The sequence below is a fragment of the Halobacillus hunanensis genome (assembly GCF_900166655.1).
GTDB classification, from domain to species: Bacteria; Bacillota; Bacilli; order Bacillales; family Halobacillaceae; genus Halobacillus_A; species Halobacillus_A hunanensis.
In genome coordinates this window covers 269,550-295,467 of sequence record NZ_FVZB01000005.1, presented here as the reverse complement: position 1 = coordinate 295,467, position 25,918 = coordinate 269,550, and the positions used below count along the sequence as shown (strand labels likewise).

At 41.0% G+C, this 25,918-nt stretch carries 28 protein-coding genes; 12 read left to right on the top strand and 16 right to left on the bottom strand.

From position 1 onward, the window contains the following. Window positions 1-51: 51 nt before the first annotated feature. Entirely contained in the window at window positions 52-1,533 is a 1,482-nt protein-coding gene (cshA, locus tag B5354_RS02445) for a degradosome RNA helicase CshA (protein ID WP_079525622.1), read from the bottom strand. 293 nt (window positions 1,534-1,826) lie between these two features. Between cshA and B5354_RS02440 the strand changes: the two genes are divergently transcribed. Both B5354_RS02440 and B5354_RS02435 read left to right on the top strand, forming a co-directional pair. Beyond that, on the top strand, window positions 1,827-2,741 hold the full coding sequence (locus B5354_RS02440; protein WP_079525620.1) for a DMT family transporter: 915 nt from the start codon (window positions 1,827-1,829) through the stop codon (window positions 2,739-2,741). Window positions 2,742-2,801: 60 nt separating this feature from the next. Continuing rightward, window positions 2,802-3,659 (top strand): DegV family protein, encoded by an 858-nt coding sequence (locus tag B5354_RS02435; protein WP_079525618.1) that lies wholly within the window; start codon window positions 2,802-2,804, stop codon window positions 3,657-3,659. Window positions 3,660-3,740: 81 nt separating this feature from the next. Here B5354_RS02435 and B5354_RS02430 read toward each other — a convergent pair whose 3' ends face one another. The 8 genes from B5354_RS02430 to B5354_RS02400 all read right to left on the bottom strand — a co-directional run bounded on the left by B5354_RS02430 (window position 3,741) and on the right by B5354_RS02400 (window position 9,539). Continuing rightward, complete coding sequence (locus B5354_RS02430; RefSeq protein ID WP_079525616.1) at window positions 3,741-4,130, bottom strand: YppG family protein; 390 nt, start codon at window positions 4,128-4,130, stop codon at window positions 3,741-3,743. Between the two features lie 68 nt (window positions 4,131-4,198). Beyond that, window positions 4,199-4,477, bottom strand: a complete 279-nt coding sequence (locus tag B5354_RS02425; protein WP_079525614.1) for a glutaredoxin family protein — start codon at window positions 4,475-4,477, stop codon at window positions 4,199-4,201. A 128-nt stretch (window positions 4,478-4,605) separates the two neighbouring features. Beyond that, a complete protein-coding gene (locus B5354_RS02420; RefSeq protein ID WP_079525612.1) occupies window positions 4,606-5,238 on the bottom strand; it encodes an SDR family oxidoreductase in 633 nt (210 codons plus the stop codon). 176 nt (window positions 5,239-5,414) lie between these two features. Beyond that, a complete protein-coding gene (gene abc-f, locus B5354_RS02415; protein ID WP_079525610.1) occupies window positions 5,415-7,253 on the bottom strand; it encodes a ribosomal protection-like ABC-F family protein in 1,839 nt (612 codons plus the stop codon). A 98-nt stretch (window positions 7,254-7,351) separates the two neighbouring features. Further along, complete coding sequence (locus tag B5354_RS20825; protein ID WP_281252717.1) at window positions 7,352-7,459, bottom strand: RAxF-45 family protein; 108 nt, start codon at window positions 7,457-7,459, stop codon at window positions 7,352-7,354. Between the two features lie 63 nt (window positions 7,460-7,522). Further along, on the bottom strand, window positions 7,523-7,984 hold the full coding sequence (locus B5354_RS02410) for a MarR family winged helix-turn-helix transcriptional regulator (protein WP_079525608.1): 462 nt from the start codon (window positions 7,982-7,984) through the stop codon (window positions 7,523-7,525). A 131-nt stretch (window positions 7,985-8,115) separates the two neighbouring features. Beyond that, a complete protein-coding gene (locus tag B5354_RS02405) occupies window positions 8,116-8,505 on the bottom strand; it encodes a VOC family protein (RefSeq protein ID WP_079525606.1) in 390 nt (129 codons plus the stop codon). A gap of 113 nt (window positions 8,506-8,618) precedes the next feature. Continuing rightward, entirely contained in the window at window positions 8,619-9,539 is a 921-nt protein-coding gene (locus B5354_RS02400) for a YegS/Rv2252/BmrU family lipid kinase (RefSeq protein WP_079525604.1), read from the bottom strand. 160 nt (window positions 9,540-9,699) lie between these two features. Between B5354_RS02400 and B5354_RS02395 the strand changes: the two genes are divergently transcribed. The 7 genes from B5354_RS02395 to B5354_RS02365 all read left to right on the top strand — a co-directional run bounded on the left by B5354_RS02395 (window position 9,700) and on the right by B5354_RS02365 (window position 17,495). Further along, window positions 9,700-10,143: a MarR family winged helix-turn-helix transcriptional regulator gene (locus B5354_RS02395; RefSeq protein ID WP_079525602.1), complete on the top strand. Its 444-nt coding sequence runs from the start codon at window positions 9,700-9,702 to the stop codon at window positions 10,141-10,143. Between the two features lie 2 nt (window positions 10,144-10,145). After that, window positions 10,146-11,525 (top strand): MATE family efflux transporter, encoded by a 1,380-nt coding sequence (locus tag B5354_RS02390; protein WP_079525601.1) that lies wholly within the window; start codon window positions 10,146-10,148, stop codon window positions 11,523-11,525. A gap of 124 nt (window positions 11,526-11,649) precedes the next feature. Beyond that, window positions 11,650-12,324, top strand: coding sequence for a hypothetical protein (locus B5354_RS02385; protein WP_079525599.1), 675 nt, complete (start codon window positions 11,650-11,652; stop codon window positions 12,322-12,324). A gap of 16 nt (window positions 12,325-12,340) precedes the next feature. Next, window positions 12,341-13,621: an efflux RND transporter periplasmic adaptor subunit gene (locus B5354_RS02380; RefSeq protein ID WP_176142387.1), complete on the top strand. Its 1,281-nt coding sequence runs from the start codon at window positions 12,341-12,343 to the stop codon at window positions 13,619-13,621. Between the two features lie 118 nt (window positions 13,622-13,739). Further along, entirely contained in the window at window positions 13,740-14,750 is a 1,011-nt protein-coding gene (locus B5354_RS02375) for an LLM class flavin-dependent oxidoreductase (RefSeq protein ID WP_079525595.1), read from the top strand. A gap of 148 nt (window positions 14,751-14,898) precedes the next feature. Next, window positions 14,899-15,846 (top strand): BMP family lipoprotein, encoded by a 948-nt coding sequence (locus B5354_RS02370; RefSeq protein WP_079525593.1) that lies wholly within the window; start codon window positions 14,899-14,901, stop codon window positions 15,844-15,846. Then, the gene (locus B5354_RS02365) at window positions 15,843-17,495 is read left to right on the top strand and encodes a methyl-accepting chemotaxis protein (RefSeq protein ID WP_079525591.1); all 1,653 of its coding nucleotides are present in this window, start codon (window positions 15,843-15,845) and stop codon (window positions 17,493-17,495) included. Before B5354_RS02370 ends, B5354_RS02365 begins: the two co-directional genes overlap by 4 nt. Before the next feature lie 46 nt (window positions 17,496-17,541). On the opposite strand, the gene B5354_RS02360 is transcribed toward B5354_RS02365, so the two are convergent. The 4 genes from B5354_RS02360 to B5354_RS02345 all read right to left on the bottom strand — a co-directional run bounded on the left by B5354_RS02360 (window position 17,542) and on the right by B5354_RS02345 (window position 20,856). Further along, window positions 17,542-18,402 carry an AraC family transcriptional regulator gene (locus B5354_RS02360; RefSeq protein ID WP_079525589.1) on the bottom strand — a complete coding sequence of 287 codons (861 nt, stop codon included), beginning with the start codon at window positions 18,400-18,402 and terminating at the stop codon, window positions 17,542-17,544. A 112-nt stretch (window positions 18,403-18,514) separates the two neighbouring features. After that, a complete protein-coding gene (locus tag B5354_RS02355) occupies window positions 18,515-19,273 on the bottom strand; it encodes a class I SAM-dependent methyltransferase (protein ID WP_079525587.1) in 759 nt (252 codons plus the stop codon). Between the two features lie 87 nt (window positions 19,274-19,360). Further along, complete coding sequence (locus B5354_RS02350; RefSeq protein ID WP_079525585.1) at window positions 19,361-19,654, bottom strand: hypothetical protein; 294 nt, start codon at window positions 19,652-19,654, stop codon at window positions 19,361-19,363. Window positions 19,655-19,812: 158 nt separating this feature from the next. Next, window positions 19,813-20,856 (bottom strand): ATP synthase beta subunit C-terminal domain-containing protein, encoded by a 1,044-nt coding sequence (locus tag B5354_RS02345; RefSeq protein ID WP_079525583.1) that lies wholly within the window; start codon window positions 20,854-20,856, stop codon window positions 19,813-19,815. Window positions 20,857-21,168: 312 nt separating this feature from the next. Here B5354_RS02345 and B5354_RS02340 point away from each other — a divergent pair, with 312 nt between their 5' ends. Continuing rightward, window positions 21,169-22,341 (top strand): class I SAM-dependent methyltransferase, encoded by a 1,173-nt coding sequence (locus tag B5354_RS02340; protein ID WP_079525581.1) that lies wholly within the window; start codon window positions 21,169-21,171, stop codon window positions 22,339-22,341. 63 nt (window positions 22,342-22,404) lie between these two features. On the opposite strand, the gene B5354_RS02335 is transcribed toward B5354_RS02340, so the two are convergent. Both B5354_RS02335 and B5354_RS20965 read right to left on the bottom strand, forming a co-directional pair. Beyond that, window positions 22,405-23,223, bottom strand: a complete 819-nt coding sequence (locus B5354_RS02335) for an SPL family radical SAM protein (RefSeq protein WP_079525579.1) — start codon at window positions 23,221-23,223, stop codon at window positions 22,405-22,407. Continuing rightward, a complete protein-coding gene (locus B5354_RS20965) occupies window positions 23,213-24,310 on the bottom strand; it encodes a methylated-DNA--[protein]-cysteine S-methyltransferase (RefSeq protein ID WP_079525577.1) in 1,098 nt (365 codons plus the stop codon). The genes B5354_RS02335 and B5354_RS20965 overlap by 11 nt, the downstream gene beginning before the upstream one ends. A 204-nt stretch (window positions 24,311-24,514) precedes the next feature. Between B5354_RS20965 and B5354_RS02325 the strand changes: the two genes are divergently transcribed. Further along, complete coding sequence (locus B5354_RS02325) at window positions 24,515-24,868, top strand: DMT family transporter (protein ID WP_245804690.1); 354 nt, start codon at window positions 24,515-24,517, stop codon at window positions 24,866-24,868. A 51-nt stretch (window positions 24,869-24,919) separates the two neighbouring features. On the opposite strand, the gene B5354_RS02320 is transcribed toward B5354_RS02325, so the two are convergent. Beyond that, the gene (locus B5354_RS02320) at window positions 24,920-25,177 is read right to left on the bottom strand and encodes a DUF2164 domain-containing protein (protein WP_079525575.1); all 258 of its coding nucleotides are present in this window, start codon (window positions 25,175-25,177) and stop codon (window positions 24,920-24,922) included. Between the two features lie 72 nt (window positions 25,178-25,249). On the opposite strand from B5354_RS02320, the gene B5354_RS02315 reads away from it, so the two are divergent. After that, window positions 25,250-25,879 carry a pyridoxamine 5'-phosphate oxidase family protein gene (locus B5354_RS02315; protein WP_079525573.1) on the top strand — a complete coding sequence of 210 codons (630 nt, stop codon included), beginning with the start codon at window positions 25,250-25,252 and terminating at the stop codon, window positions 25,877-25,879. Window positions 25,880-25,918: the final 39 nt, after the last annotated feature.

Below are 25,918 nucleotides of genomic sequence, written 5' to 3'. Positions count from 1 at the left end.
CCGATGCATAAAAAAAGCTGTCAGCCCTTGAAGGGTTGACAGCATGGCAGTTTATTTAGCGTTCGAGTTACGTCCTTTATCTTGGAAACCGCGATTTCCTTTTCCTTTAAAATTACGGGAATTATTACTATGCTTTTTAAAATTACGTTTGCCATCTTTACGGTAAGGTTTCTTACCGCCTCTTCCTTTTCCGCCGCCTCCGCGTGACCCTTTTACACTAATCGGCTGGACTGAGGACAAACGAACCGGTACTTCACTGCGCTCTTTTGTGAGCATTTTCAAAGCTGCTGCAACAAGATCAGAAGCATCATGCTGCTCAAGCAATTCACTTGCTGACTGTTTATACTTATCAAGGTTTTTATTTCCTACAGCATCAGTCAGCTTTTCTACAGCTACTTGCTGTTGCCCCCGACGTGCTTCATCAGAGGAAGGCACACTCATACGCTCAACCTTCTTCTTCGTAAGCTTCTCGATTAAGTTGAGTTGTGCTTTTTCACGTGACGTTACAAAAGAAACAGACTCCCCTTTGCGTCCTGCACGGCCAGTACGTCCAATACGGTGGACATAGCTTTCAGGATCCTGAGGAATATCAAAATTGTAAACATGTGATACTTCAGAAATATCGAGTCCGCGCGCTGCAACATCTGTTGCTACAAGGATCTCGATCCGGCCTTTTTTGAATTTATTCAATACGGACATACGTTTGCCCTGGGTGAGATCACCGTGAATACCTTCAGCACGGAATCCACGTGCTTGTAAACCATCTGAAACTTCATCTACACGTCGTTTTGTACGTCCAAACACAATCGCTAGAGCTGGTGCATGAATATCCAGAAGGCGTGTTAACGTGTCAAATTTGTGCTTTTCCGGAATTTCCACATAATATTGGTCGATATTTTCAACGGTCATTTCTTTTGATTTTACTTTAACTTCTTCAGGTTTCTTCATGAGCGTTGTTGCAATATTACGGATTTCCTTAGGCATAGTCGCTGAGAAAAGTAACGTCTGACGGTGCTCAGGAAGAGCCTTAAGGATATCACGGATATCATCAATGAAACCCATGTTCAGCATTTCGTCTGCTTCGTCTAAAACAGCTGTATGAACGTTCTCAAGTTTAATTGTTTTACGACGGATATGGTCAAGTAAACGACCAGGAGTAGCCACAACGATTTGGTTGTCTCGAAGTGCACGAATTTGACGTTCCATGTTCGAACCACCGTAAATCGGAAGTGTGCGTATCCCTTTATATTTACCAAGCCGATTCACTTCTTCAGCTACTTGAATGGCTAATTCACGAGTGGGTGCGATCACCAGTCCCTGAACAGACTTGATGTCTTTGTTGATTTTCTCGATCATCGGTATTCCGAATGCAGCTGTTTTACCTGTTCCCGTTTGCGCTTGGCCGATGACATCTTTCCCCTGTAACCCAAGAGGAATGGTTTGCTCTTGAATTGGTGTTGTTTCTTCAAACCCCATGTTGTTTAAAGCCTTCAACACCGGATTGGATAATCCTAATGAATTGAATGTTGTCACTATACTTTCATACTCCTTTATTAAAAAAATCTTCTACCTTACCAGTGATTAAAACATGTAAAAAAAGCCTCCTGCCAATGCTATACGGGAGAGGCTTTGAAGCACCTGCCTGATAGATTCATCCATCATAACACACATAACAGTATATATTCTACACATTTTTATTATGCTTTTCAAACGTATCAATGATAAAATAATGTAAAGCGTTTTAAAAAACTAAAAGAAGTTTGGTAACCATATATACTTTATTATCCGCGTAAATGCCAGTGATCACAACAGAAGGAGGGTTAAGTTTGGATAAGCCTCCCTTTCATCCATATTTCATGTTAGCAATCGGTGTTCTATCTATTTCAACTTCGGCTATATTGGTGAAACTAGCTAGTGATGCTCCAGCTTCCATGATCGCTTTCTATCGGTTGGCGCTTGCAGTAATTATTATGCTTCCCTACGTTATGTGGAAACACACCCATGAGTTCAAAGAAGTTTCTTCAAAAGAATGGATGTTAGCTGCCTTTGCAGGTATCTTCCTGGCTTCACACTTTATCTTATGGTTTGAGTCCCTAAATTATACGTCAGTCGCAAGCTCCGTAATCCTCGTATCTATGCAGCCCCTCTTCGCATTTCTTGGAACGTTTCTGTTTTTTAAAGAGCGTTTCACCTTAGGGGCTTTACTAAGCATGGTCATTGCTGTAACAGGCAGTGTTATTATTAGTTCGGGTGATTTCCGATTCAATGGAATGGCACTGCTCGGAGACATTCTCGCCCTCCTTGGAGCAGTAATGGTGACGGCTTATTTCCTAATAGGACAAAATTTACGAAGACAGCTTTCCCTGCTGTTTTATACCTTTATTGTGTACGGAATCGCTACCATTAGTTTATTTATTTATAACCTGGCGCTGAATTACTCCTTTACGGGTTATTCCAGCGATCAATGGCTGATATTTTTAGCTCTGGCCATCGTTCCGACTTTTCTTGGACATACGCTATTTAATTGGTCATTAAAATGGATGAGCACCTCTACCATCTCCATGGGCATACTTTTAGAGCCTGTCGGTGCCTCCATCCTCGCTTACATGGTGCTTGACGAGCAAATTACTTGGTACCAATGGCTTGGAGGGTCGATCGTTCTATTCGGGCTAGTGCTCTTTATTATTAGCACCAAAAAATTGAGAAAACCTAAAATTACTCATTTATCCAATAACCCCTAATAAGCTTTCCAAAATACTGGAGTAAGACGGAAACTTACTATATGAAAGCAGGTGAAAAGAATGTCAATTCAACTTATTATCGATGGAGGGGCCGATTTACCTCAAGCTATGGTTGAACATCATAACTTAAAAATAGTCCCGCTAAATCTCCATTTTGATGAAGAACACTATAAAACGGGATTGACGATAGATTTACCGACATTTTACAAAAAGCTAAAAGAAGCCACTACGCTTCCTACTACCTCTTCTCCTAGTCCTAACGATTTTTACGACAAGTATAAAGAAGCAGACATGGATACACCTATTATTGTCCTAGCGCTCACACAGGGTTTGAGCAGCACTTACGAAAGTGCCGTCATCGGGAAAAAGATGCTGCTTGAAGAAGAGCCTGATCGTTCTATAGCTGTACTTAATACGAAAACAGCTTCCTGTGGAATTGCCCTTCTGGTCCATGAAGCCGCTACAAAGGCAGCAAGCGGCATTAAGTTTGAGGAGCTTGTCACTCATTTGGAGAAGAAAATTGAGCAAACCACGACCCTCTTCATCTTAAAAACGCTGGAAAATGTTATTAAGGGCGGCCGTCTTGATAAAGTAAAGGGGGCCATTGCCAAAACCCTAAACATTAAGCTTCTTATGAAGGCTACTGAGGAAGGCACAATTGAAGTGGCCGAAAAGGTACGGGGGAACAAGAAATCTCTCCGCCGCTTCGTCGAACAAATCGGAGAATATTCCCAACAATTTGAAGACAAAGTGATTGCAATTTCTCATAGTAATGATGAAGAGCGCGGCAAATCAGTTCTTAAAAGTATCAGAGACCGTTATAACTTTAAGGACTCCATTTTCACAGAAATGGGACCAATTATTTCAACTCATGCAGGAGAAGGTGGAATCGTCATAGCATTTTTTAAAGATGAGTAAAGTCAGAGGACCGTCTCCTCTGATTTTATTTTTCCTGGAAAATTATGTAGAAGGGAGCGTGCCTAGACAACGTGGCACGCATCATTTCATCCCTTTTACGAAAGACCCTATTCCTTTAACAATTGGGGAGACTTGCTGGATCGTTTGCATGACCTGACCAGTTGTCGACATCATCTTATCAAAATCCAGTTGTCCTTCCTCATCTTGAAAATAGGAAACAACACTGCTCTTGGTGGCTGCTGCAGGTTCACCTTCATTATATCCCTGAAGTCCATAGCCATATGTGTAAGGATAGTTGTAGCTGTACATCCCTTGATTCCACATGGGATTAGGTGACGATGCGAAATTAGCGTAAGGATTGTAATGATTATAGTAGGGAGGGGATGGATTTGTACGGTTATCTATTTGGCAATAAGGGTAATAAGAATTATAAGGATACGTGTACACAATTAGTTCCACCTTTTCATTCATTTACTACAGCCTATGTTGCTAAGATGAAAAAGTGTAAAAAAAAGCAAGTGAAAATGAATCACTTGAAGTTATGATGATATATTTGTTGGTTTTTGAAAATGCTCATCGTAAGGGATACCCAGAGTTCGTCTCAACTTGCGTTCCTGAAAACCTAAAATCTTCATATTGTTAATAAAGGTAGCAGGTGTAGCATAGATACGTTGTGCTTGTAAATCTTTAAAATGCGTCTTATCGCTAGAAATGTTTCGTTCTTCAAATGCTACATTCCATTCTCTCAATTTTGATAGAACCTTTTCACATTGCACACAATCATTACTCGTGTACACTACAACCTCGTGATCAATCATAAACACCCCTCCTAATCTCTTCTTTCTAGTTCTTTTGTATTATTTATACTATAAATACCCAGTTCACCGAAAATTAAACTTTCACATTAAAAAATACACACAAGGGGTGCCCCCCCTTGCATGCTTGACTAATTTGTTAAAGTCTCTTGAATGCGCTGTTCCCCACTGACTAAGTCAAAACTCTCATTTAATGCTTTAGGCTCGGACAGTAAAAAAGAAAGTGTTTCGGCTACATCCTCACGAGGAATTTTTTCAAAGCCGTTCACATGGTGCTGAAGTTTAACTTTACCTGTGCCTGCATCATTCGTTAGTATACCTGGGCGAACAATCGTATAATTCAAGCCCGACTGTTTCAAATATTCATCAGCCCTATGTTTGGCGTACATGTAATGCCTGAACGTATCGGGGGTAGACTCTGGTCGATCGGCAGCTATCGAACTTAACATCACGAATTTCTTAACCCCGAAATACTTGGAACGGTCAACGGCTTTGATAGCCCCCTCCTGGTCAATCAGAATCGTCTTATCAGCGCCCGTATGTGGACCAGATCCAGCTGCGAAAATAACCGCTTCTATATTGTAAAATGCAGATTCAAAGTCTTTTTCCAGATCGCCAAGAACTGGTTTAAACCCCTTCTCCTCAAACTGCGGGATCTGGTCTGTGTCCCGGACCATGGGTACTGGTTCATGCCCATCATCTCGTAACTTATTAACAATATGTTTACCTACTTTACCATTTGCCCCTATTACTAAAACACGCACGAGTACTCCTCCTTCTGTATATATGGCTATTCGATAATCTACCCTGGTGCTCCCAGGTTTAAACGATTATTTAATAACGGAAAGGCAAAAAATTCATTGAGGAAGCACATTCGCCTCAGTCCACAAGCCAGCCAAGAAAGGTTCGCCATAGAACGTCACGTCCTATGTCAAGAGGACTAATTTAACCAGGTTTCGTACAGCTGGTCTATGTGTTCAGTCAAACTATCTTTCTTTTCCTGCAACCTCATCAATTCATCAACATCCGTTTCCCGTTTCATCGCCTCATTAATATCATCCAGATCCTGTTCAAGCTTTATAATCTTCTCTTCTACAGGTATCTCTTTTTTAATTGGCTTGGAGACCTTCACCTTAGGTGATGATGCTCGTTTAACGGGTTTCTCTATTAAATTCTGCCACTTTTTCTTCGTCTCATTATAGGATCCTAAATATCGATAGAGCCTTCCTCCGACGAGATAGGCTGTCTCCTTAAAGCATCTATTTAAAAAATATCGATCATGAGAAACGCCAACAACCGTCCCTGCAAAATGCTCAAGGGCTTCTTCTAAGACTTCTTGCGATTCAACATCCAGATGGTTGGTTGGCTCATCAAGTACTAACAAATTAACTCCTTCATGCATAAAGACAGCCAGCTTGAGGCGCATCCTTTCCCCGCCACTTAAATGAGCGATTTTCTGAAATACATCATACCCATAAAACATAAACGCTGCCAGCAAATGTCTCGCCTGTCCTTCTGTTACCCTTATATGCTCCCTGAAATAATCGATCATTCGCTGCTGGTCATCAACCCCATCTAATGGATTTTGAGGCAAGTATCCAATTCGAATAGAACTTCCTTGCTTTATAAAACCTGAATCCGGCACTTCCTGCTGAAGCAGCAGTTTAAGCAGTGTTGATTTACCACTTCCATTTGCTCCTACAATCGCAAGCCGCTCTTTATAGCGAAGATTTAAATTGATTTCATCCAAGATCAGGCGTCCTTGGTACCCTTTTGTAACCTCTTCAGCCGTTAGAACGTCATTACCGCTGCGGCCTTCCGCTTGAAGCGTTAAGCCCATTTTCTTGGGATCGATAACTGGGCGATTAATTTTTTCCATTTTTTCTAAGGCCCGCTCCATACTCTTAGCTTTCTTAAACAATTTAGGGTTGGGAGGATTAGCTTCGTTTGCCCATTGCCTGAGGCGTCTAATGGCTTCCTTCATCTTCTTTATTTTCTTTTGCTGTTCTTGATATTGATGAAATTCTGCCAGCAATTGTTCCTCTTTCTGTTGTTCAAAAGAAGAGTAATTCCCTTTATAATACTGGGCCTCACCGGATTCGAGATCGACAATGTTTAAAACAGTATGATCCAGGAATGAACGGTCGTGGGAAATGATACAGACAGCACCCTTATACTGAATCAAGTATTGTTCGAGCCATTCAATCGCTACAATATCCAGATGGTTAGTCGGTTCATCCAGCAACAAGACATTAGGCTTTTCTAATAAAATTTTGGCAAGTGAAAGCTTAGTTTTCTCCCCTCCGCTCAAATTGTTATATGGCAAATGAAGCAGCTCTTCGATATGAAGACCATTAGCTACCTGGCTGATCATAGCTTCCATTTCATAGCCACCTCGTTCTGTAAACTGATCCTGGGCTTCCCCATAATGCTGAAGTGCTTTTTCCATTTTATCCGGATCCAGCATTTCATTCTCAAGACGCTGCATATCGATTAATAAATCGTTAAGCTCTGCAAACGCAGCTTCTAAATACTCTTTACCCGTACCTTTAAACTGGTCTGGGATTTGCTTTAAATAACCGATTGACAAGCCTCTTTTAATAAAAAGGTCGCCCCCATCTAGTGCCTCTTCCTTTGTAATTAACCGAAACAACGTGGACTTACCACTCCCATTTCTGCCTACTAAACCCATCTTCTGTCCTTCATTTATTTCAAAAGTAAGTGACTCAAACAACACTTTGCCGCCTATAATCTTGTACACATCTTTGACTATAATCATTTCCGTTTCCTCCTAAAGACAAAAAAAGCCAGAGGCCTCGCCACCTCTGACTTTCTTTCACTAAAATATAATCAGGTATGAGACGTTATCACTTTCCACTATTTAACTGTAAAATTGGACATACGAATCCCTTGTACAGTTAAATCATGAAAAAGCGCACGATTAATATAGAGCAATTCGCGATCTATTACGTGCTTTGATAACATCATCATTCCCCCCTTTGTCTTTAGTCTTAGGATCATTATAGCTTACTTTTTGAAATAGTTCTACTATTTCTGTTGATCCGCATACTTCCCTAATTTTTTCAGTAAATCTATGGCTTGCAGTTTCTCATCTTCAGACAAGCCCCCTGTTATCATCTCAATTTGCTTCCAGTGATCAGGAAATATTCCATGAAGCAATTCTTTCCCTTTATTCGTAATAGCTGCGTATGTAATACGCCGATCATTAGGGCAAGGTACACGCTTTAAATATTCCTTCTTCTCCAACTTATCTACAACATAAGTAATACTTCCACTTGCTAATAGAATTTTTTCCCCTATTTTCTGTAATGGCTGATCGCCTTCATGATATAAAAGTTCTAACACGCCAAATTCTGTCGTGTTCAAGCCAAAGCTTTGAATATCATCTTTCACTAAATCAGCAATTGCACGCTGAGCCTTTGCTAGAACAACAAACAGCTTCAAAGAAGGGTCTTGTTTCTTTTTGCGATATAGTTCTTGTTCATCCATAATAATCCTCGCCCTCTCATCTGTCCTCTACTTAAAGACAGTATATAGATAACAAATTTACACTGTCAAACAAAGGTACTGAGCTGGATCTCCGAAACGGGAAACTAAAAGAGAAGAACGCCATGCTCAAACTAGGAATGAGCCACAATCTCACCGCAAATCATGACTTCATGCTGATCCGGATCTTGAATTTGGAACCAGCCAAAGTCTCCGTGACGCTCTATTTCTTTAGTTATGTGGAACCCTTTATCTTTTACGTTTTGAAAGCTCCCTTCTAAATCCTTAGCACAAAAATTAAACACAGGGTTAGTTATCCGTTCAAACTTATAATGAGGATCAAATTTATGATCATCAATGGTCAGAAATACTCCCCCTTCCAAAGGAAGGTTATAAACCGGGGACTCAACATTTTCTTCGGAAAACGGAAGATCCAGCAATTCACTGTACCACCTGGCAGATCTTTTGAGACTTTTAGTGTGAATAAAAACTGCATGAACTTCTGGGCGCAAGTTTTTTGTCATCTTCATCACTCCTCTAAAGTAATTATTCGATCTCCGGCTCTATAAACCTTGTTTACAGCTCAAAAAAATCCACTCGTTTTCAGAGTGGATTTCAAGTCTGTTTATTTACTTATTCAGCCTTGCACATTATGAAATACAGTAGGGTCTGCACATAAAAAGGTAAAATGATTGGGTAGAACTTCTATACGCGCAGGAGTGCTCCCCATAATTTCCCCATCCATATCTACCTCTTTTTCCTCTTCCACCTCAACACTGATCTGTTGTCCCTGCATATGTGATAGTTCCTGAAATTTACTGGGGTCTGCCCCAGGCCTGTTCATTGTGAGGAGTTCTTTAAATGTAGTAAGGTTTGAATTCTTCACAATTAATACATCTAACTGGCCGTCCTGGAGCTGGGATTCAGGTAGAGGAACTTCTCTTGTCCCAATAAACCGCCCGTTCATGACTAGCACCATTACTGCTTGCTCGCTGACCGTTTTTCCATCAATTCGTAAGGTAAAAGAGAATGGCTCTGTCTGATTCATCGTCTTGATGGCGCTTATAAAATAACTCAATACACCAATACGATTCTTTTGTTCTGCGTCAATGTTAAAAGAAGCTTCTGTCACGAGCCCTATTCCCCAGAAGTTTGTAAAATAGCGGTTACCGGCCTTTCCTATGTCCACCTTCACTTCTTCCCCTTGGAGAAGCTGTGTTGCCGCGACCTGTAAATTTTGAGGAGTGCCTAACACACGGCTGAAATCGTTACAAGTTCCCCCTGGAAGAAGAGCGATAACGGGTCTGGATTGTAAGGAAGCTAACTGGTTGATACATTCATGTAATGTCCCATCTCCACCTAAAATCACAAATACATCCACATTAGATCCATAGTCGTAACAAACCTTCCTTAATTCTTCTAATGAATGTGTCTGCACGACTGTTAACTCTTTAATTGCCTGAGCCAGCACCGGCAGTGTAACGGTTAAACTTTGGTTGAGACTTTCACTTTGGGCAGTCCCATTATATATAAAAACTCCACGTTGATAACGAGGCATAACGTATCCCCCTCATGACTCTTATACCCTATAGGCATCTATTATATCAGTTACTGAAACTTTACCAAAAGAGATTTCCAATAGAAAGGCGGAGTGCAAAATCATTTACCTTTATCACTCGTTGTCTTATAATAAATTTGTTTAGGAGGCTAACTAACTTATGAATCGTGACATACACCCTTTGCTTGGTTACAACATCAATGTGATTTCCCATTTCATTCAAAATTTATTTAACGAGAAATTAAGTGAGTATGGATTAACTCATTCACAAGCGAAAGTCATATATTTTCTTGCGAATCATGGAGAACAAAGCCAAAGCGACTTGCAAAAAAGATTGTACATTAAAGCCTCTTCCATGAACGGGATTATCGAATCCCTTTTGAAAAACGAATGTATAACGAAACATAACTGTCCCAATGACAAACGTTCTAAGCTCATTAAGCTGACCGACAAAGGCGTTCAACTGGATGAAACCATTTGGACTATTGCTCAGAATTTAGAAAAAGAAATCGGCGTCGGACTTTCTGATGAGGAGCAGCAAATGATGCTCTCATGGCTTGAAGTCATTCAAAAAAACTTAAAACATTTAAAAGAGAGGTCCTGACAATGAAAGATCAAAGTCAGCGTCTAGGAACCCAGCCGATTCCGAAGTTATTATGGAATTTATCTATTCCTGCCATGATCGGCATGTTTGTTATGGCGCTTTACAATGTTGTTGATACATTATTTATTGCTAGAGGGGTTGGAATCCTTGGAGTGGCTGGAGTTAGCATTGGTTTCCCAGTCATGATGATTATGATGGCCATCTCAGCGGCTGTCGGAATCGGGGGAGCATCAGTCATATCGAGACGGCTTGGCGAGAGTAAGCCGGAAGCTGCAAATAAAGTGTTCGGCAATATTATCTTTATTATTTTACTCGTAAGCGTAGTCGGGATAGTAGGTGCCTTCACTTTTATGGAACCGCTGCTAGTCCTGTTCGGAGCTACCCCAGACATCCTTCCCTACGCGGTCGATTATCTTTTCCCCATTATGATTGGATCTGTGTTTTTTTCGTTTTCTTTTACGACCAACAGCATCATTCGCTCAGAAGGAAACTCCCGCTTTGCTATGATCACGATGATTATTCCTGCTGTTTTAAATATCATCCTAGACCCCATTTTTATTTTTGTTTTAGATTTGGGTGTTCAAGGGGCTTCCATTGCGACAGTCATTTCTCAAGCTTCCACCAGCGTTGTGGTCTTACATTATTTCCTCTCAGGCAAATCGAGTCTTGAGTTAAGACTGTCCGAGGTAAAACCAAGATTGCCAGTTATTAAAGAAACACTAACGATCGGGATGCCTGCGTTCGTCCGCCAAGTTGCCGGAAGTGTCATGATCATTTCTATTAACTTCATGTTAATTAAGTATGGCGGCGACTTTGAAGTAGGTGTTTTCGGGATTGTCCATAAGTTAACTATGTTTACCATCATGCCGATGATCGGGGTCCTGCAGGGCATGCAGCCTATTATCGGATATAACTATGGAGCTAGACAGTTCTCGAGATTAAGAGAGACCATCATGCTTGGCATGAAAGTTGTCACGATCATCTCTGCTTTTATCTTTATCGTGATGATGACATTACCTGAAATTCTCATGCATATCTTTACGGGTGATGCAGCCGTCATTGACTCGGGTGCCCATGCTATGAGAATCATGTTTGCAATGTCGGTTCTAATTGGAGTACAGGTCGTAAGCGGCGGGCTGTATCAGGCACTTGGCATGGCTAAACCCGCCTTAATCCTTTCGATGGCGCGACAAGTATTATTCCTTATTCCCCTGGTTTTACTACTTCCAAACTTCTTTGGTGTAACCGGGGTTTGGTTAGCCTTTCCGTTGGCAGATATTATGGCTTTCACCTTATCTATTTTGTTTTTATATAAGGACCGGAAGCTATTTTTTAAAAAAGCAGAGGAGCCTCCTGCCTATGCACCCGTCCATCCGAATTAAGAACGATTCAGCGCCGTCTCATGGAGAGACGGCGTTTTCCATTAATTGATAGATTGATATAGCAAGCTTTGACAAATTAAGTTAAACTTAGAAGGGAGTAGACAGATTTCAAAGGATGACGCACATGAATTATTCGATCCGAATTATAAAGTGGTTTACACGACGAGATGATCAGTTATTTAAGCTAAGGGAAGCTGAAACGATAAGCCGATTTTGGAAAGTTTTTTTCTCCATCATGTTGTTAACGATGCTTACATACACCTGGACAGCGTGGATTGGCCTTGGCACTGATCCTTTGTCCATGAATATGACTGAACTTAGCGGGGCCGAATATGGGTTGTACAAGGCTTGGTTCATCATTGGACGTATCGCATATGGCCTGCTCCTGTTTCTTGGAGTCCTGCTTTTTGCACCCTTATTATTTTGGATTATGTTCGGCCTTTCTTATCAAAAAACTATGGTTATTCAAATGAGCGTTTTACTAATTATGCTGCTAGAGCGAATTACATGGATTCCACTTATGGTGTATACCGGACTAGATTGGTATGTATCACCTTTTTCGTTTGGTGTCATAGCTTCTTACATAACAAATATTGAATGGTTAATCTATTTCTTTGGGGCGATATCCCTTTTTCAAATCTTTATCATTTGGTTTCAGATCAAATGTCTTTCCTATCTCTCCACATCTGGAAAAGGCCGAATTATTATAGGTGTGATTCTTTGGCACCTCACCTTATGGGCAGGCACAGCAGCTCTGACTCATTATGATACATATCTCGTGCATCTACTTACATCCTAACGCAGGGAGGAAGACGATGAGAACACGCTACAAAGTAAGAATTTGCGGTTTAGTAGTCATTGCTTTTTTAACCCTTAATGCCGGCCTCATCTACTTCGATAGAGATCAGCAAGTAGAACAGAAATCCTATATTAATGAATGGTCGGCTGCCTTTACGGAGGACCTCTTTGAATCTATTCATACAAGTGGTGTTTTTACTTCTAATGAAATCACCCCTGTTTATTTTGATAAGCAATCCGGTATTTTCCAAGAATTCTTAGTGGAAGAGGGGGAGGAGATTTCGGAAGGTGATGACCTCTATACATATAAAGTCGAGGATTACCAAGTCCAATTGAATCAATTGGAGACAAAAGCTGCACGCTTACAGGCAGAGATCACCTCCCTGACAGAGAACATCAATGAGCTGGAAAGCTTTACAATTCCTGAAACAGGAGCGTCATCCCAGCCTTCCTTTTTCTCTGAATCTTCCCCTAGCGATTCCTTTTCACAAGACCCGGAACCGCAACAACAGGAAGACAGCGAACTTCAAACCATTGAAACTGAATTTATGAAACAGAACGCCATCGCGGAGAAAGAACTTCAGCTCTCCCAAAAACAGGCTCACCTTTCTATGGTAGAGAACCAGCTGAACCAGCTTGAACAGACGGGCCAGTCGATAACTGTAACCAGTGAATTTTCGGGAGTCGTAACTAATCTGTCTGAAAATCTCCAGCCCCCTTTGCTTACCCTGTCTTCCAGTAATTTGATTGTCAGTGGAGAGCTGTCTGAGGAACATAGAAAACAGGTAAAAGAAGGAATGAATTCTTATGTGCGAATACCGAACTTAGAGTTAGAAGTTAAGGGTTTAGTTGAAAGCATTAAACCCTTCCCTGAATCGGTTGATGTTCAGCATCCCAGTCATTACCCATTTGAAATCGTCATCGAAGAAAAAAAGAAAGAAGTAAGACCTGGCTATCATGCAAACATTGAAATTATAACAGCGGAGGCCATCGATGCCGTCGCTGCTTATGAAGACGTGTTAAAGAATGGGGGGAATTCCTCAGCATGGGTCATGAATGATCGTGGACGGCTGGAAAAAAGGAAAATTGAAACGGGGATTGTAGAAGATAGAATGGTAGAAGTTACGGAAGGGTTAGCGAAAGGAGAACTCTTAGCAGATCACCCTGAGGACGAATTTCGTGATGGGGCTGTGTTTCTTACACCATTGAAGCTGGACCAGTTCGAGGTACAGAACCTCTTTGACGTCGCCCCTTCCCTTATGCTTGATTACGGACTCTTAGGGCTGATGAACAGATAAATACTTTCCACACTTCTGAACTGATGCAAGAGCTCCCATTCTATAATCCGTTCTTTTGCCTTCTGTTTCTTCACATGGGATGATAAATACAAGAGATGATTACTAAGGGGAAAAGAAAATGAAATTAAGTGTATTGGATCAATCTCCTGTGCTATCAGGGATGAATCCACGTGATGCTTTACAACAGACAACAGAGTTAGCGAAATGGACTGACCAGCTTGGCTATCACCGGTTCTGGGTAGCCGAACATCATAGTACTCATAGTTTAGCAGGTTCTTCTCCTGAAGTGCTAGCAGCCCATCTAGCTTCACAAACGGAGAAAATCCGGATAGGAACAGGAGGAATACTTCTTCCACACTATAGTGCGTATAAAGTGTCTGAGACTTTCCGTGTCCTGGAAACATTGCACCCTAATCGTATAGATTTAGGAGTGGGACGCGCCCCTGGCGGTATTCCAAATGTCAATTTAGCCTTAAATAGAGGAGAAATTCCAAATATAGAAGGTTATCCTGCACAAGTCGAAGAACTAATCGCCTATCTACACGGAGAAGATCCGCACGGTATGGGTGTGTTTGCCTCTCCGCAAGGGAGTACAGCACCGCCGGTTTGGATGCTCGGTTCAAGCGGAACAAGTGCAAGAGTGGCAGCGGACCTTGGTGTGTCCTATTCATTTGCGCATTTTATTAGCGGGTATGGCGGAGCACGAGCCATGGACCGTTATAAAGATGCCTTCCAGCCTTCTCTGCAGCAGCAAAGCCCGCAAGGAAACGTCTCTATATTCGTCGTTTGTGCTGAGTCTGACCAACAAGCTGAATTCTTGGCTGCTAGTTTAGACCTCGCTCTGTTAAAAATTGAACAAGGCGGGATTCGCTATCATTTCCCTCCACCCGAAGAGGCATTCAGCTATCCGTATACGATGGCTGATGAGCAGCGTATCCAGGAAAACCGTAACCGTATGATCGTTGGCTCAGTGGAAAAAGTTAAAGGGGAGATAGAAAGTCTAGCGAACTATTATCAAGTGGATGAGGTTATTGTAAACACTATTGCTTCGCCGTTTGACGAGCGCATGAAATCCTATGAACTATTAGCTGAGGCCTTTCAGCTCCGTAAACGTGAACCTACATTTTGATAGCGCCTCCTAAACACTATGCCTTCGGTCATAGTGTTTTTTATGTCCTCTTCTGTAAAAGTTTCATTTTATATAAATTTCCACTTCATTTTCTTTGAAAAGCGCCGATATCATATGTTGTCAGACATCATATGATAGGAGTGGAAACATGAAGAAATATTGGTTCAGTCTATTTTTACTAACAGGACTATTACTGGCTGGCTGTGCTGATCATGAAGCAAAATCCGATGGTACAAAAAATGAGATTAGTGCCGGTCTGCTTGTAACCGAGAGCGGACTTGGCGATGATTCGTTTAGCGATTCAGCCTTCAAAGGATTAGAACAAGCCAGGGACGAACTAGGAATTACCTTCGATTATCGTGAACCTTTTGATAAAAAATATAAGGAACATATGAAGGAGTTAATCGAGCAGGATCATGACGTAATTATTGGACTCGGCTATAATTTGCAAGCTGCCATTGATGAATTGGCGCAAGAGTATCCAAAGCAGCAGTTTGTGTTAATTGATGCCGTTTCTGAATTTGATAATGTAACATCCATTACCTTCAAAGAGGATGAGGGCAGTTATTTGATCGGACTGATTGCCGGGATGAGGACAAAATCCGGCGTTGTTGGCTTCATTGGAGGCGAAAGAATTCCTGTAGTAGAACGATTTGAGACTGGATTTACAGTAGGTGTTAAAACGGTAAATCCTGATGCAGAAATACTTATTGAGTATGCAGGAACTTTTGATAATGATGTTAAAGGGTCTGATATTACCAAAGCTATGGTTGAAAAAGGCGCTGATTTTGTATTCCCTGCTGCAGGATTTACAGGGGTTGGGGCGTTAAAGGAAGCTCAAAATCAAGGAATTTATGCTTTTGGTGTCGATAGTGACCAATTTTTCGTTGCAGAAAAAGCTGTTGTGACATCGATGTTGAAGAACTTGGATGTAGCCCTTTATGATGTGATGGAGCAACTTGTTAACGGAAAACAGCTGGAAGGCGGTCAGATTACACTCGGAGTGAAGGAACAAGGTGTAGGACTTTCACCCATTCGATTGATTAATCTAACCGACGAACAACAAGCCGTACTGGATAAGGAGATGGGACAATGACAATCAAACGACGGTTATATACCTTGACCTTACTCCCCCTGCTGCTTAGCTTGATACTTATCTCTTTTATTGTTTATCAAATGACTAGTCTCGAAAGCTCCTCCAACTCGGATGTAGCTGTACTGTTAGAATCTAAAGAGGTAAATGGTCAACTTGTCACGCTCGAGCAAACGCTGAATACATACGGGTATAACCCTTCAGCAGCCACTAAAAGTGAAGCTTTAAGTCAAATGAAAATAACAGAAACAGCACTTAATGAGCTTGGTCGATTGATGGTTACCAGCGAACAGGAACGCTGGTACACTCAGGCTGTTGCCAAGTATGAGAACTGGCATCAAATTGTAACAGAAGCTCTGGAGGCAGAAGATGTTAACGAGATCCAACGTCAATCTGCTCGTACCTCTGGAATACTAAATGACATGTACATGTTACAGCAAGAGTCTCGCGTCTGGTATGACAACAACTTAGCTGATCAAGCAAAAACATTAAGTCAACTAATCCTTTTTGCTATCATCGCAGGGTTAGCCCTGATTGTGTTGTCCATTTTTGCTACCTACCGTTTAAATAAACATATAGCGAAACCAATGAAGGATCTAGCTGCTCAGGCTTCCAAGGTGGCGGAAGGTGACTTGACAACAACCATTCATGTCTCTGAAAAAGAAAAGGATGAGATTGGTCAACTTAAGCGCTCGTTTCAAGTGATGGTAGACAACCTGACGTCTACTGTTAAATCGGTACATCAAATTGGAGGAAATGTGGAACGATTTAGTTCCAAATTGAATCATGAAATGTCAGGACTCTCTGAAGTCACGCAGCAAGTAACAAGCTCAACAGATGAGTTAGCTCAAGGGAGTCAATCCATTTCAAACGACATTCAAGATGTAGCCTCCCTGATGGAACAGATGCACCAGGCTTTTGAAGCAAATACGCAAGAAAGCCAAAAAGCCTCAGAATCAAGTACAATTGCCCTATCAAAGGTTTACGAAGGACAGACTGCTATTGAAGAACAACGCAAAGTTATGGAGAAAAATAAAGGCTCTATTACGAAAGTGGAAGCTTCCGTTCAAGACTTCATCGGATATACGGACCAAATTGAAGTTACTGTCAAGCTCGTCAATGAAATAGCAGAGCAAACGAACCTGCTTGCTTTAAATGCAGCTATTGAAGCAGCTCGTGCAGGTGAACATGGTAAAGGGTTTGCGGTCGTTGCAGAAGAAGTCAGAAAGCTCGCTGACCAGTCCACTGATGCTACCAGTAAAATCTCAACTATGGTTCAACAGATTAAATCTGGTGTAAATGTAATTGAACAGGAGATGACGGAAACTGTTTCGCTGACTGTGAAGCAAACTGAAGCGGTCGACTTGTCTGAACAAGCTTTTTCTTTGATAAAAGCTCAAGTAGACACAATCAATGAACAATTACATGAGGTGGTTGAGGGGATGGTTCGATCCAAAGAACAGAGCCTGCAAATTACGACTTCCGTAGAAAATGTAAGTGCCGTAACGGAAGAAACAGCTGCAGGAACGGAAGAAATATCCGCTTCAGCTGGTGAACAACAGCATGCCTTCCAGCAAATGATGGAAGAAGCAAATGAACTAGGAAACATGGTCAATCAAATGAATAAACAGCTGGAACATTTTAAATGGTAACTAATCAAAGGAGCATCCAATGGGTGCTCCTTTGTTACATCCTTTGTTATTTTACCGGAATCCAAATTTCGGAATAACAGTTTGGACTAGAAGGGTCATCATCCGTGTACACTTCTAACTCAGGTGTGCCGGCGTGCTCATACCCATTAGATGGAAACCATTCTGAGAAAATCTGCTTCCACACTTTCTGCATCGCATCAGGCATAGCTCCATGTACTTCAAATACTGCCCACTTTGCAGCAGGAACATCAAGTTTCAACAGTCCCTCTTGTGGCTTTCCATCATAAGCAGCGGCAATCCAATACTCCATTTTATCTGAAGAACCCTTATTGCTTGTGTCACATACACCGAGCACTCCATCAATAGAACCATTATTCAAATCAACTAATAAATTCGTCGTTCCATCACTATTCACTTGATCCCACATATCTGGAATCTTTAATAAATTCTCTCCATTCTCAATAGAAAATTCCTTCTTTATTCCAACAACTTGAAAGTCTTCCTTTTCTACTACTTGATATTTCATCGGTACAGCTCCTTTCAGACTCACCTGGATGACCAGGCGGTTATAAGATTGCAGCTTTCCCATGTACTTTCGTGCTTGACTTGGAGAGACTCCATGCTGCCTGCGAAAAGCTTTAGTGAAAGCCTCAGGAGTGTCGAAACCATATTTGAAGGCGAGATTAATGATTTTCATATCCGTGTGAATGAGGTCTTGGGCGGCTAACGTTAACCGTCGGCGTCTAATATACTCCCCCATCGACATATCTGTTAAAAGGCTAAATATCCTTTGAAAATGAAAAGGTGATGCATTAGCCTGCTTAGCTATGTTATCCACGGTTAAATGATCGAGTAAATGCTCCTCTATATAATCAATAGTCCGTTGCAGTGATTCAACCCAGCCCAATATCGCTCACTCCCTTACCCAAATTTTATCAAGTTGGCAGAAGGAAAACCTGTTCGTTCCTGCTTTTTATAGGCAGGTTAATACGTAATGAAGAAAACTTTTTTATGTAATTCTACTTTTCGGCAATACACACAAGCTCTGAAAAATCATTCATCATTGTTTTGGCAGGATTATGTTCTATATCATTTTTCATTTTGCTTAATCCTGCATAGTAGTCATCATCACTAATAATCGTAAGCACAGAAATATCTCTGTTTTCTGCGAGTTGCAGGTAGTCCGTTACCTTCAACTTTTCCATTTGATAATTAGTTTCCAATCGTACCTTAAACCCTCTGTCTTCGAGTTCTCGAAAAATCCTTTGCTTTTGCCAGAATCTCTCTAAATCTTCTTTATATGCAGAAGGAAAGTATTGATACATCCACCAATTCTCCATGTCATGGACATTTATATTATGGATTTTAAAGATTCCACCAACTTTTAAAACTCGATAAACCTCGTCCAGCACCTGTGACTTCCTAGTAAAATGATGAAACGCATAATTATTTATAATGAAATCAAACGAATTGGATACATAAGGGAGATCTTCTGCTAATCCTTGTACTAAATTACCCCTCTTAAGCTTCTCTCTGGCTTTGCCAAGCATAGCTTCTGAAGCATCCACTCCGTGCCATTCCATTGAATGAGCATCAAAGTGCCCCATTTGGTGATCTAAATAAATACCTGTCCCGCAGGCTAAATCCATAACATTATAATGCTGCTGAGGATGACCATGAATATAACTTTCCAGATGTATGTCAAACGCTAATTCATCAAATCTAAATGAATTGTTGTCGTAGACCTCCGCCACTTTTGAAAAATCTGTCGTCTTCATAACAACACCTCCTCGTTAATCTTAACCGTTCAGCTAATCCCTCCAAAATGAGGTTTCTGGCTTCTCTTATTTACTATCTATACTGCTTCACCGTCCCTTATCAGGCTTGAGAATCGTCCTTTGCAACGGGGCTCCCCCCATTGATACATTTTTTTCAACAAAAATATAAGGCCTCCCGTCTATGATAAATTTACGATTTCCCTTATAACTGACTACTTTTCCTTGGTGAACGAGTTCATTATGAATGGCTTTTACATGTTTTTTATAGTCTCTATACCTTTCATCGAAATCAATGACGATATGGTCCTTCTTATAACCCATTATCCAGTTAAAACCCAACAATATTAAACAAAACGTAACTAATAAAATAATGACGTTCATTCCTGCCCCTCCCCTTTCAAAGGTAACAATCATGATATTTCATTACCTAATTATAACTTCAACGAATCACTTATAATTTCCTTTAAGAAATTATCCTCTCATCGCAGAACAAAGAGACAAAGATGCTTTCATCTTTGTCTCCTTTTAGAACATGATGATTAAAGCTTCCCGATATTCACCAACTCTTCTGTCTTTATTGAGTCTGTGCTTCCATCCAAAATTCTTCGTACGTCTGTTAATGTATCTTGAAGGCTTACTGATTCTCCTTTTTGGCCTGTAAATTCTTCCGCTACATAGAAGGGCTGCGTAAGGTAGGCTTCTAATCGTTCCCCACGCTTATAAGTTGTTAATTCAGCTGCAGGGATTTTATCGATACCTTGGACTTTAACTAAGGAACTCAGTTCGCGATAGCGGCGTAATAATTTTTGAGCCCGTTGTTGAATAGAAAAGTGGTTCTGATCAATATGGGCACCCTCAAGTACGGACGAGGTTGAATACAACGGATTTACAGCCGGGTATTTATGACGTGCCGACAATTCGTCATCAAACTGCCACAATGTTTCAAGTGGTCCATAGGGAAGGTCTTCATCCACCGCTTCGCCCTTCAAATCCACTAGGAATGTTGTAACATTGTCCATTCCAATATCCGTTAGACGTTCCTGGATTTCATATACTTTACCAGATAATACATGGCTGCGGTCCGCTATAAAAGCTATGGCTTTGTCTTTTCCAACTATGGCCATCTCTTCATAAGCTTCTTCCATGGAAGAGGTCACAACTTCCATAAAATCGAGGATATCGCTTATTTCTGGTGTGTCGCCCTCAGGTTTAAGTAACACTGTCACATAGCCTTCTTTTCTTAATCGATAGAACGTTTCAGCGAGTACTACAAGCTGCCCCATTCCTGGTCGAGCAACCAATCCTACAGTACCGCCCTTTGCCAATGGTGCAAACAAATCTAACGTTTTAATTTTGGTTTCAATCATTTCCACATTCTCCCCTCTTATGATCAACTCATCCAAACTACATTCAGCCAGTGATGCAAGAGCTGCCAAGGTGCGAACTTCAGAACGTCCTACAGGGATCTTGCCTGTACATAAATTTGAAACTGTTGCAGGTCGTAACCCGACGGAACGTGCAGCTTTGGTCAGATTAGGAACACGTCTGCGTAACAACGCTACATTCAATCTCAGATTTTCCACAATACCCCTCCTCACATCTTAAGAGTAATATAAATTACGCTTAAAGGCAATATATAATTACTCTTAAAAGTAAAATTATTTTCAAAACACTATATACCTAAAGAATAAAAATGCAGATAAATTTACGTCTATTCTTTCATATGAGTAAATTGTTATAGAGCAGTTTTTGATCATCTTGTTCTATTATCTACGATTATGGGAATCCTAATAAAGAATAAGGTTGATATCATAGAGCACTTATATATATTATTTGCAAGGCCTATTCATAAGCTATTTATCTTCAAAATCTATACTATTTTTCGAGGTGTTATAATGATTGATAAAATGTTTTACAAGACTTTACTTAAAAAGACGTTCTCAAATCCAATCCACATAACATTTTGGGATGGAGAAACAGTGCAGTATGGAGAAGGTGCGCCGGATTTTAAGCTCACTTTTCATGATAGTATTCCAAAGGGGGATCTGCTTCACGACCCATCCATTGCCTTTGGTGAAGCTTTTATGGATGGAAAAATAGAAGTAGAAGGAGACCTTAAAGAACTCGTAGCCTCTATGTACCGCAGCCAGGAAAGCTTCCTTGGTAATAATCAGGTCTATGCAAAACTTATAGAAAAGCTTTCTAATACCAAAAAACGCAGCAAAGAAAATGCTACGTTTCACTATGATATCGGTAATGATTTTTATAAATTATGGCTTGATAAGACGATGACCTATTCATGCGGTTATTTCAGAACTGCCGACGATTCCCTTACGACTGCCCAACAAAACAAAGTGGCCCATATTCTGAAGAAGTTGAACCTTAGGGAAGGTGATACATTATTGGACATCGGATGCGGCTGGGGCGAATTAATTCTTACGGCGGCCAAACAGTATGGGGTTAAAGCTACTGGCGTAACATTATCAGAAGAACAATATGAGCGTGTGAAAGAGCGTATCACCAAGGAGCAGCAAGAAGATTTCGTAAACGTTCATTTAATGGATTATCGGGATATAAAGCATCAGCAATTTGATCGTGTCGTCAGTGTGGGTATGATTGAGCATGTAGGTCAAGATCACTTAGAGGAATACTTTCAAAAAGTAAATCAATTGCTAATCGATGGCGGGGTATCTGTGCTCCACTGCATTACTTCACCTAAGGATGGAGGGACGAACTCCTGGATCGATAAATATATTTTTCCCGGCGGATACATCCCGGCTGTAAGTGAACTTGTCCAACATATAACAGAGCACGACTTCCTTTTAACGGATATGGAAAGCCTGCGCAGACATTACGCGAAAACACTGGAAAAATGGGCTGAAAACTTTGAGAACGTGCTAGCTGAAGTACGGAAATCAAAAGATGAGCGATTCATTAGAATGTGGAGACTTTATCTCAACTCCTGTTCTGCGTCCTTCGAGACGGGTAACATCGACTTGAGCCAATTTATATTTACGAAGGGGACGAACAATTCGATTCCTTGGACGAGGGATTACATGTATCAATAAAGGAAGATTCTAGAAATAATGAAGAGACAAAGATATTGAGCCTTTGTCTCCTTTCCAATACTATTAAGGAAGAAATCCTTCTTGACTTACATGAATTTGGTCTTTGGAGAATGATTTTTTTAATCGATCATACATCATTTGGTAAGCTGATGGACTATACCACTCCTCTAACCCCAACTCTTCATATAACGAAGAAATACCCAAGTTCTTTGTTCTCCTTCCTCCACTGCCATCACCCATGAAATAATCATCAAGACAGACTCGATTAACAATGTCTGATAATGTATTCGAAAACTCATGACTGCTTGGTAATAAGGGAGCAATGGTTGCCTGGGTTGGAATATCTGCTTCTTTCAGCAGCTGAAGAGTTTTCAATCGTCCTCGAATAGGTGGAGCATGCGGCGTAAAATGTTTCCGAATATCTTCACGGTCAGTTTCTATCGTCATGCTCACCCGCACTTTATCTTTAAGCTGTAGAAATAAATCGATATCCCTTCGCACTAATGGGCTTCTTGTCTGAACGAATAAAAAGTCAGGCTGGTTCTCTGCCATGACTTCCAGGAGCGACCTGGTAATTTCCTCTTTATACTCGACAGGTTGATAGGGATCAGTGCTTGACGACATAAAAATCGTCACGTTTCCTTTTGCTTTGGCACGAGTTAGTTCTTTTTCCAATAATTCAGCCGCTCCTTGTTTGATATCCACCCATGATCCCCACTCTTCCTTTCTGAAGGTTGAGACAGGCATCTTTCTTACATAACAAAAGGAACAGCCAAAGGCACAGCCTGTATAGGGATTCAACGAATGACTATACCCGGCTAAATATCCTGAGCCCTTATTAAGGATCGTCTTTGGAATTTTATATAGTACATTACTTCTCAATATGACTCACCTTTACTTGTTTCTCGATTTGTAACAAATTTTTCTTCATTTCCAATCCTCCACGGTAACCTGTTAACGACCCATTCTTACCTACTACACGGTGGCACGGAATGAAGACAAGCACGGGATTGGCCCCAATAGCGGTTCCCACTGCCCGCACAGCTGACGGCTTTCCAATCATGTGGGCAATTTGCGAATACGTAAACGTTTCACCATAAGGGATCTGTTTTAATACTTCCCACACTCTATGTTGGAATGCAGTCCCTTTGATATCTGTCGAAAATGTGAATCGCCCACGTTTGCCTTGAAAATATTCCAGCAACTCTTCTTTCACGGGTTGTAATTTGTGATCGTCCTTGATAAACTGCGCTTTCTGGAAACGGTGATTAACCCAGTCCTCCATCTTTTGAATGGAACAATTCGGTTCCCCAACAAAACAGAGTCCCTTTGCTGTGGCTGCCAAGTAAAATTCCCATTGATTATATTTAAAGATAGACCAGTATAACATTTCACTTTTTACAACACTGTCATTGGGTTGATGATTTTCCCTGTATTTAGCAGGGGGCACACCTGTCTTTTTCTTAAACAGCGTAACAAAATAGGCGATGTTAGGAAGCCCCACAGCTATCCCTATATCTCTTATCGATTTATCCGTCAATTCAAGCAGTTGAATTGCTTGTTTTATGCGGGTTTCTTGAATATAAACGAGCGGACTTATCCCTTTGACACGTTTAAATGTACGCTGCAAATGACTGGGACTGCCATGGCTGACTTCCGCCAGCTTCTTTAACGTTATCGTTTCAAAGTAGTGATGACCCATCCATTCTACGATCTGCTCTACCCACTCTTGATCAGGCAGACGCAGCCCCTCAGGTTTGCATCGTTTACAAGGGCGAAATCCTTCTCCTTGAGCTTTCTTGGCGTTCTCAAAAATACGGATATTCTCCCTGTTGGGAGGTTTAGATTTGCAGGACGGCCGACAGAAAATCCCGGTTGTTTGAACACCATATAAAAACACGTCATCATATGCAAGATTATCAGTAACAATTGCCTTCCAATACTCGTTTGGCACGTGTGATGTTTCCATAAAATCACCCCTAAGAGAATTGTACCCCAAACAAGTTGATAAGAAAGGTGTTCCGAATATGAAAGCAAGATATTGAAATGATTTGAAGCAAAATGGTTCGACTAACCAGACGGACAAGTATAGAATGAAGCAATTAGATTTATTATTTATTGAAGGTGTTAATATGTTGAAAGCATATAGTTCGCTGACTTTCTGCGTAGTAGTATGGGGAAGCAATTTCGTATTTTCATTGTTTCGATTCCGTTTGCATTTACATTGGATCACCCTATCCGAGTAAGTTTTGAGTTCCCAGATTGGGCGTTCCTGGCCGGGACAGCTATTGTAGTACATGGAATGGCTACACTAATTTGGAATACCAACATTCGTTATGTTGATGCATCAAAAGCATCGATTTTATCTAATTTAGAACCCTTTGTGGCGATGGTTATGGGATTAATCCTGTTATCTAAATCGATAACGGGGTCAGAACTCATAGGTTCGCTATTTATTGTTGGGGGAGTACTGCTCTCTACGTATCAGCGCAAAAGTCCACACAATCGAACAGTGTCCAGTAAGTGATGTATCCTAAAAAGAAGGTAAGCCCATATTTAAATCATGGGCCTCCCTCTTTTAATTACGAGTATTTCTACCAGCTGGACGCTCCAGTGAACGTATATCCTCATCCAGATTCATCACTTTCTGATCTACCATCTGCCTTGAATCTTTCACCCCTTGATTATATAAAAATGGTCCTATTTCTTGTATCATAAAATGCAGGAATTGGTCAGCAGCTAAATCTCCCAGCTCCTCCCCGCGCTCAAGTTCAAAATACTCTTTGATTCGTTCAATCACATACTCTTTTTGTTCTTGATTTAATGATGTAATCATGAAACGACACTCCCTTTTATTCGTTTACTTAATATCGTAGCACATACATTATCCCACTTGGAGGTATGTTCAATGAAACCCTATCAGAAACCTGTTCATTCGAAAGATGAATTATACTCTCTACAAGGAAAACCTGGTAAGATTGCGGAACATAAGGTTATTCACTTTATCGATGAATTAAGCAGCCAATTCTTAAACTTTTCCCCTTTTGTCATAGTGAGTACATCTAATGCTTTAGGGGAATGTGATAGTTCACCACGAGGCGATACTCCTGGATTTACGGAGGTACTTGATGAACAGCACCTCTTGATCCCAGAGCGTATGGGCAATAAACGTGCTGATTCTATGAGAAACATATTAGAAAATCCACATATTGGTCTTCTTTTTATGATTCCAGGCTTAGAAGAAACCTTACGAATCAACGGGAAAGCAACCATCATTAAAGATGAGGAACTTCTTCGAAATCATAAAGTGAAGGAACACATACCAAAAGTCGGAATTGTAGTTGAAGTCAATGAATGCTTCATCCATTGCGCGAAAGCTTTTAAGCGCTCCAAACTATGGGATCCAGAACAGTGGCCTGACTTGACTGCACTTCCTTCACCGGCAAAGATGATGGCAGCTCATGCTAAATTAGACGGCCATGGTCAAGAAAAAGTTCAAGCATCTTTGAAGGAGAGCTATCGAGCACGCCTTTATTGATCGCAGCAGCCCCACTAGTCAGTGCTAAATTAGGCTGGC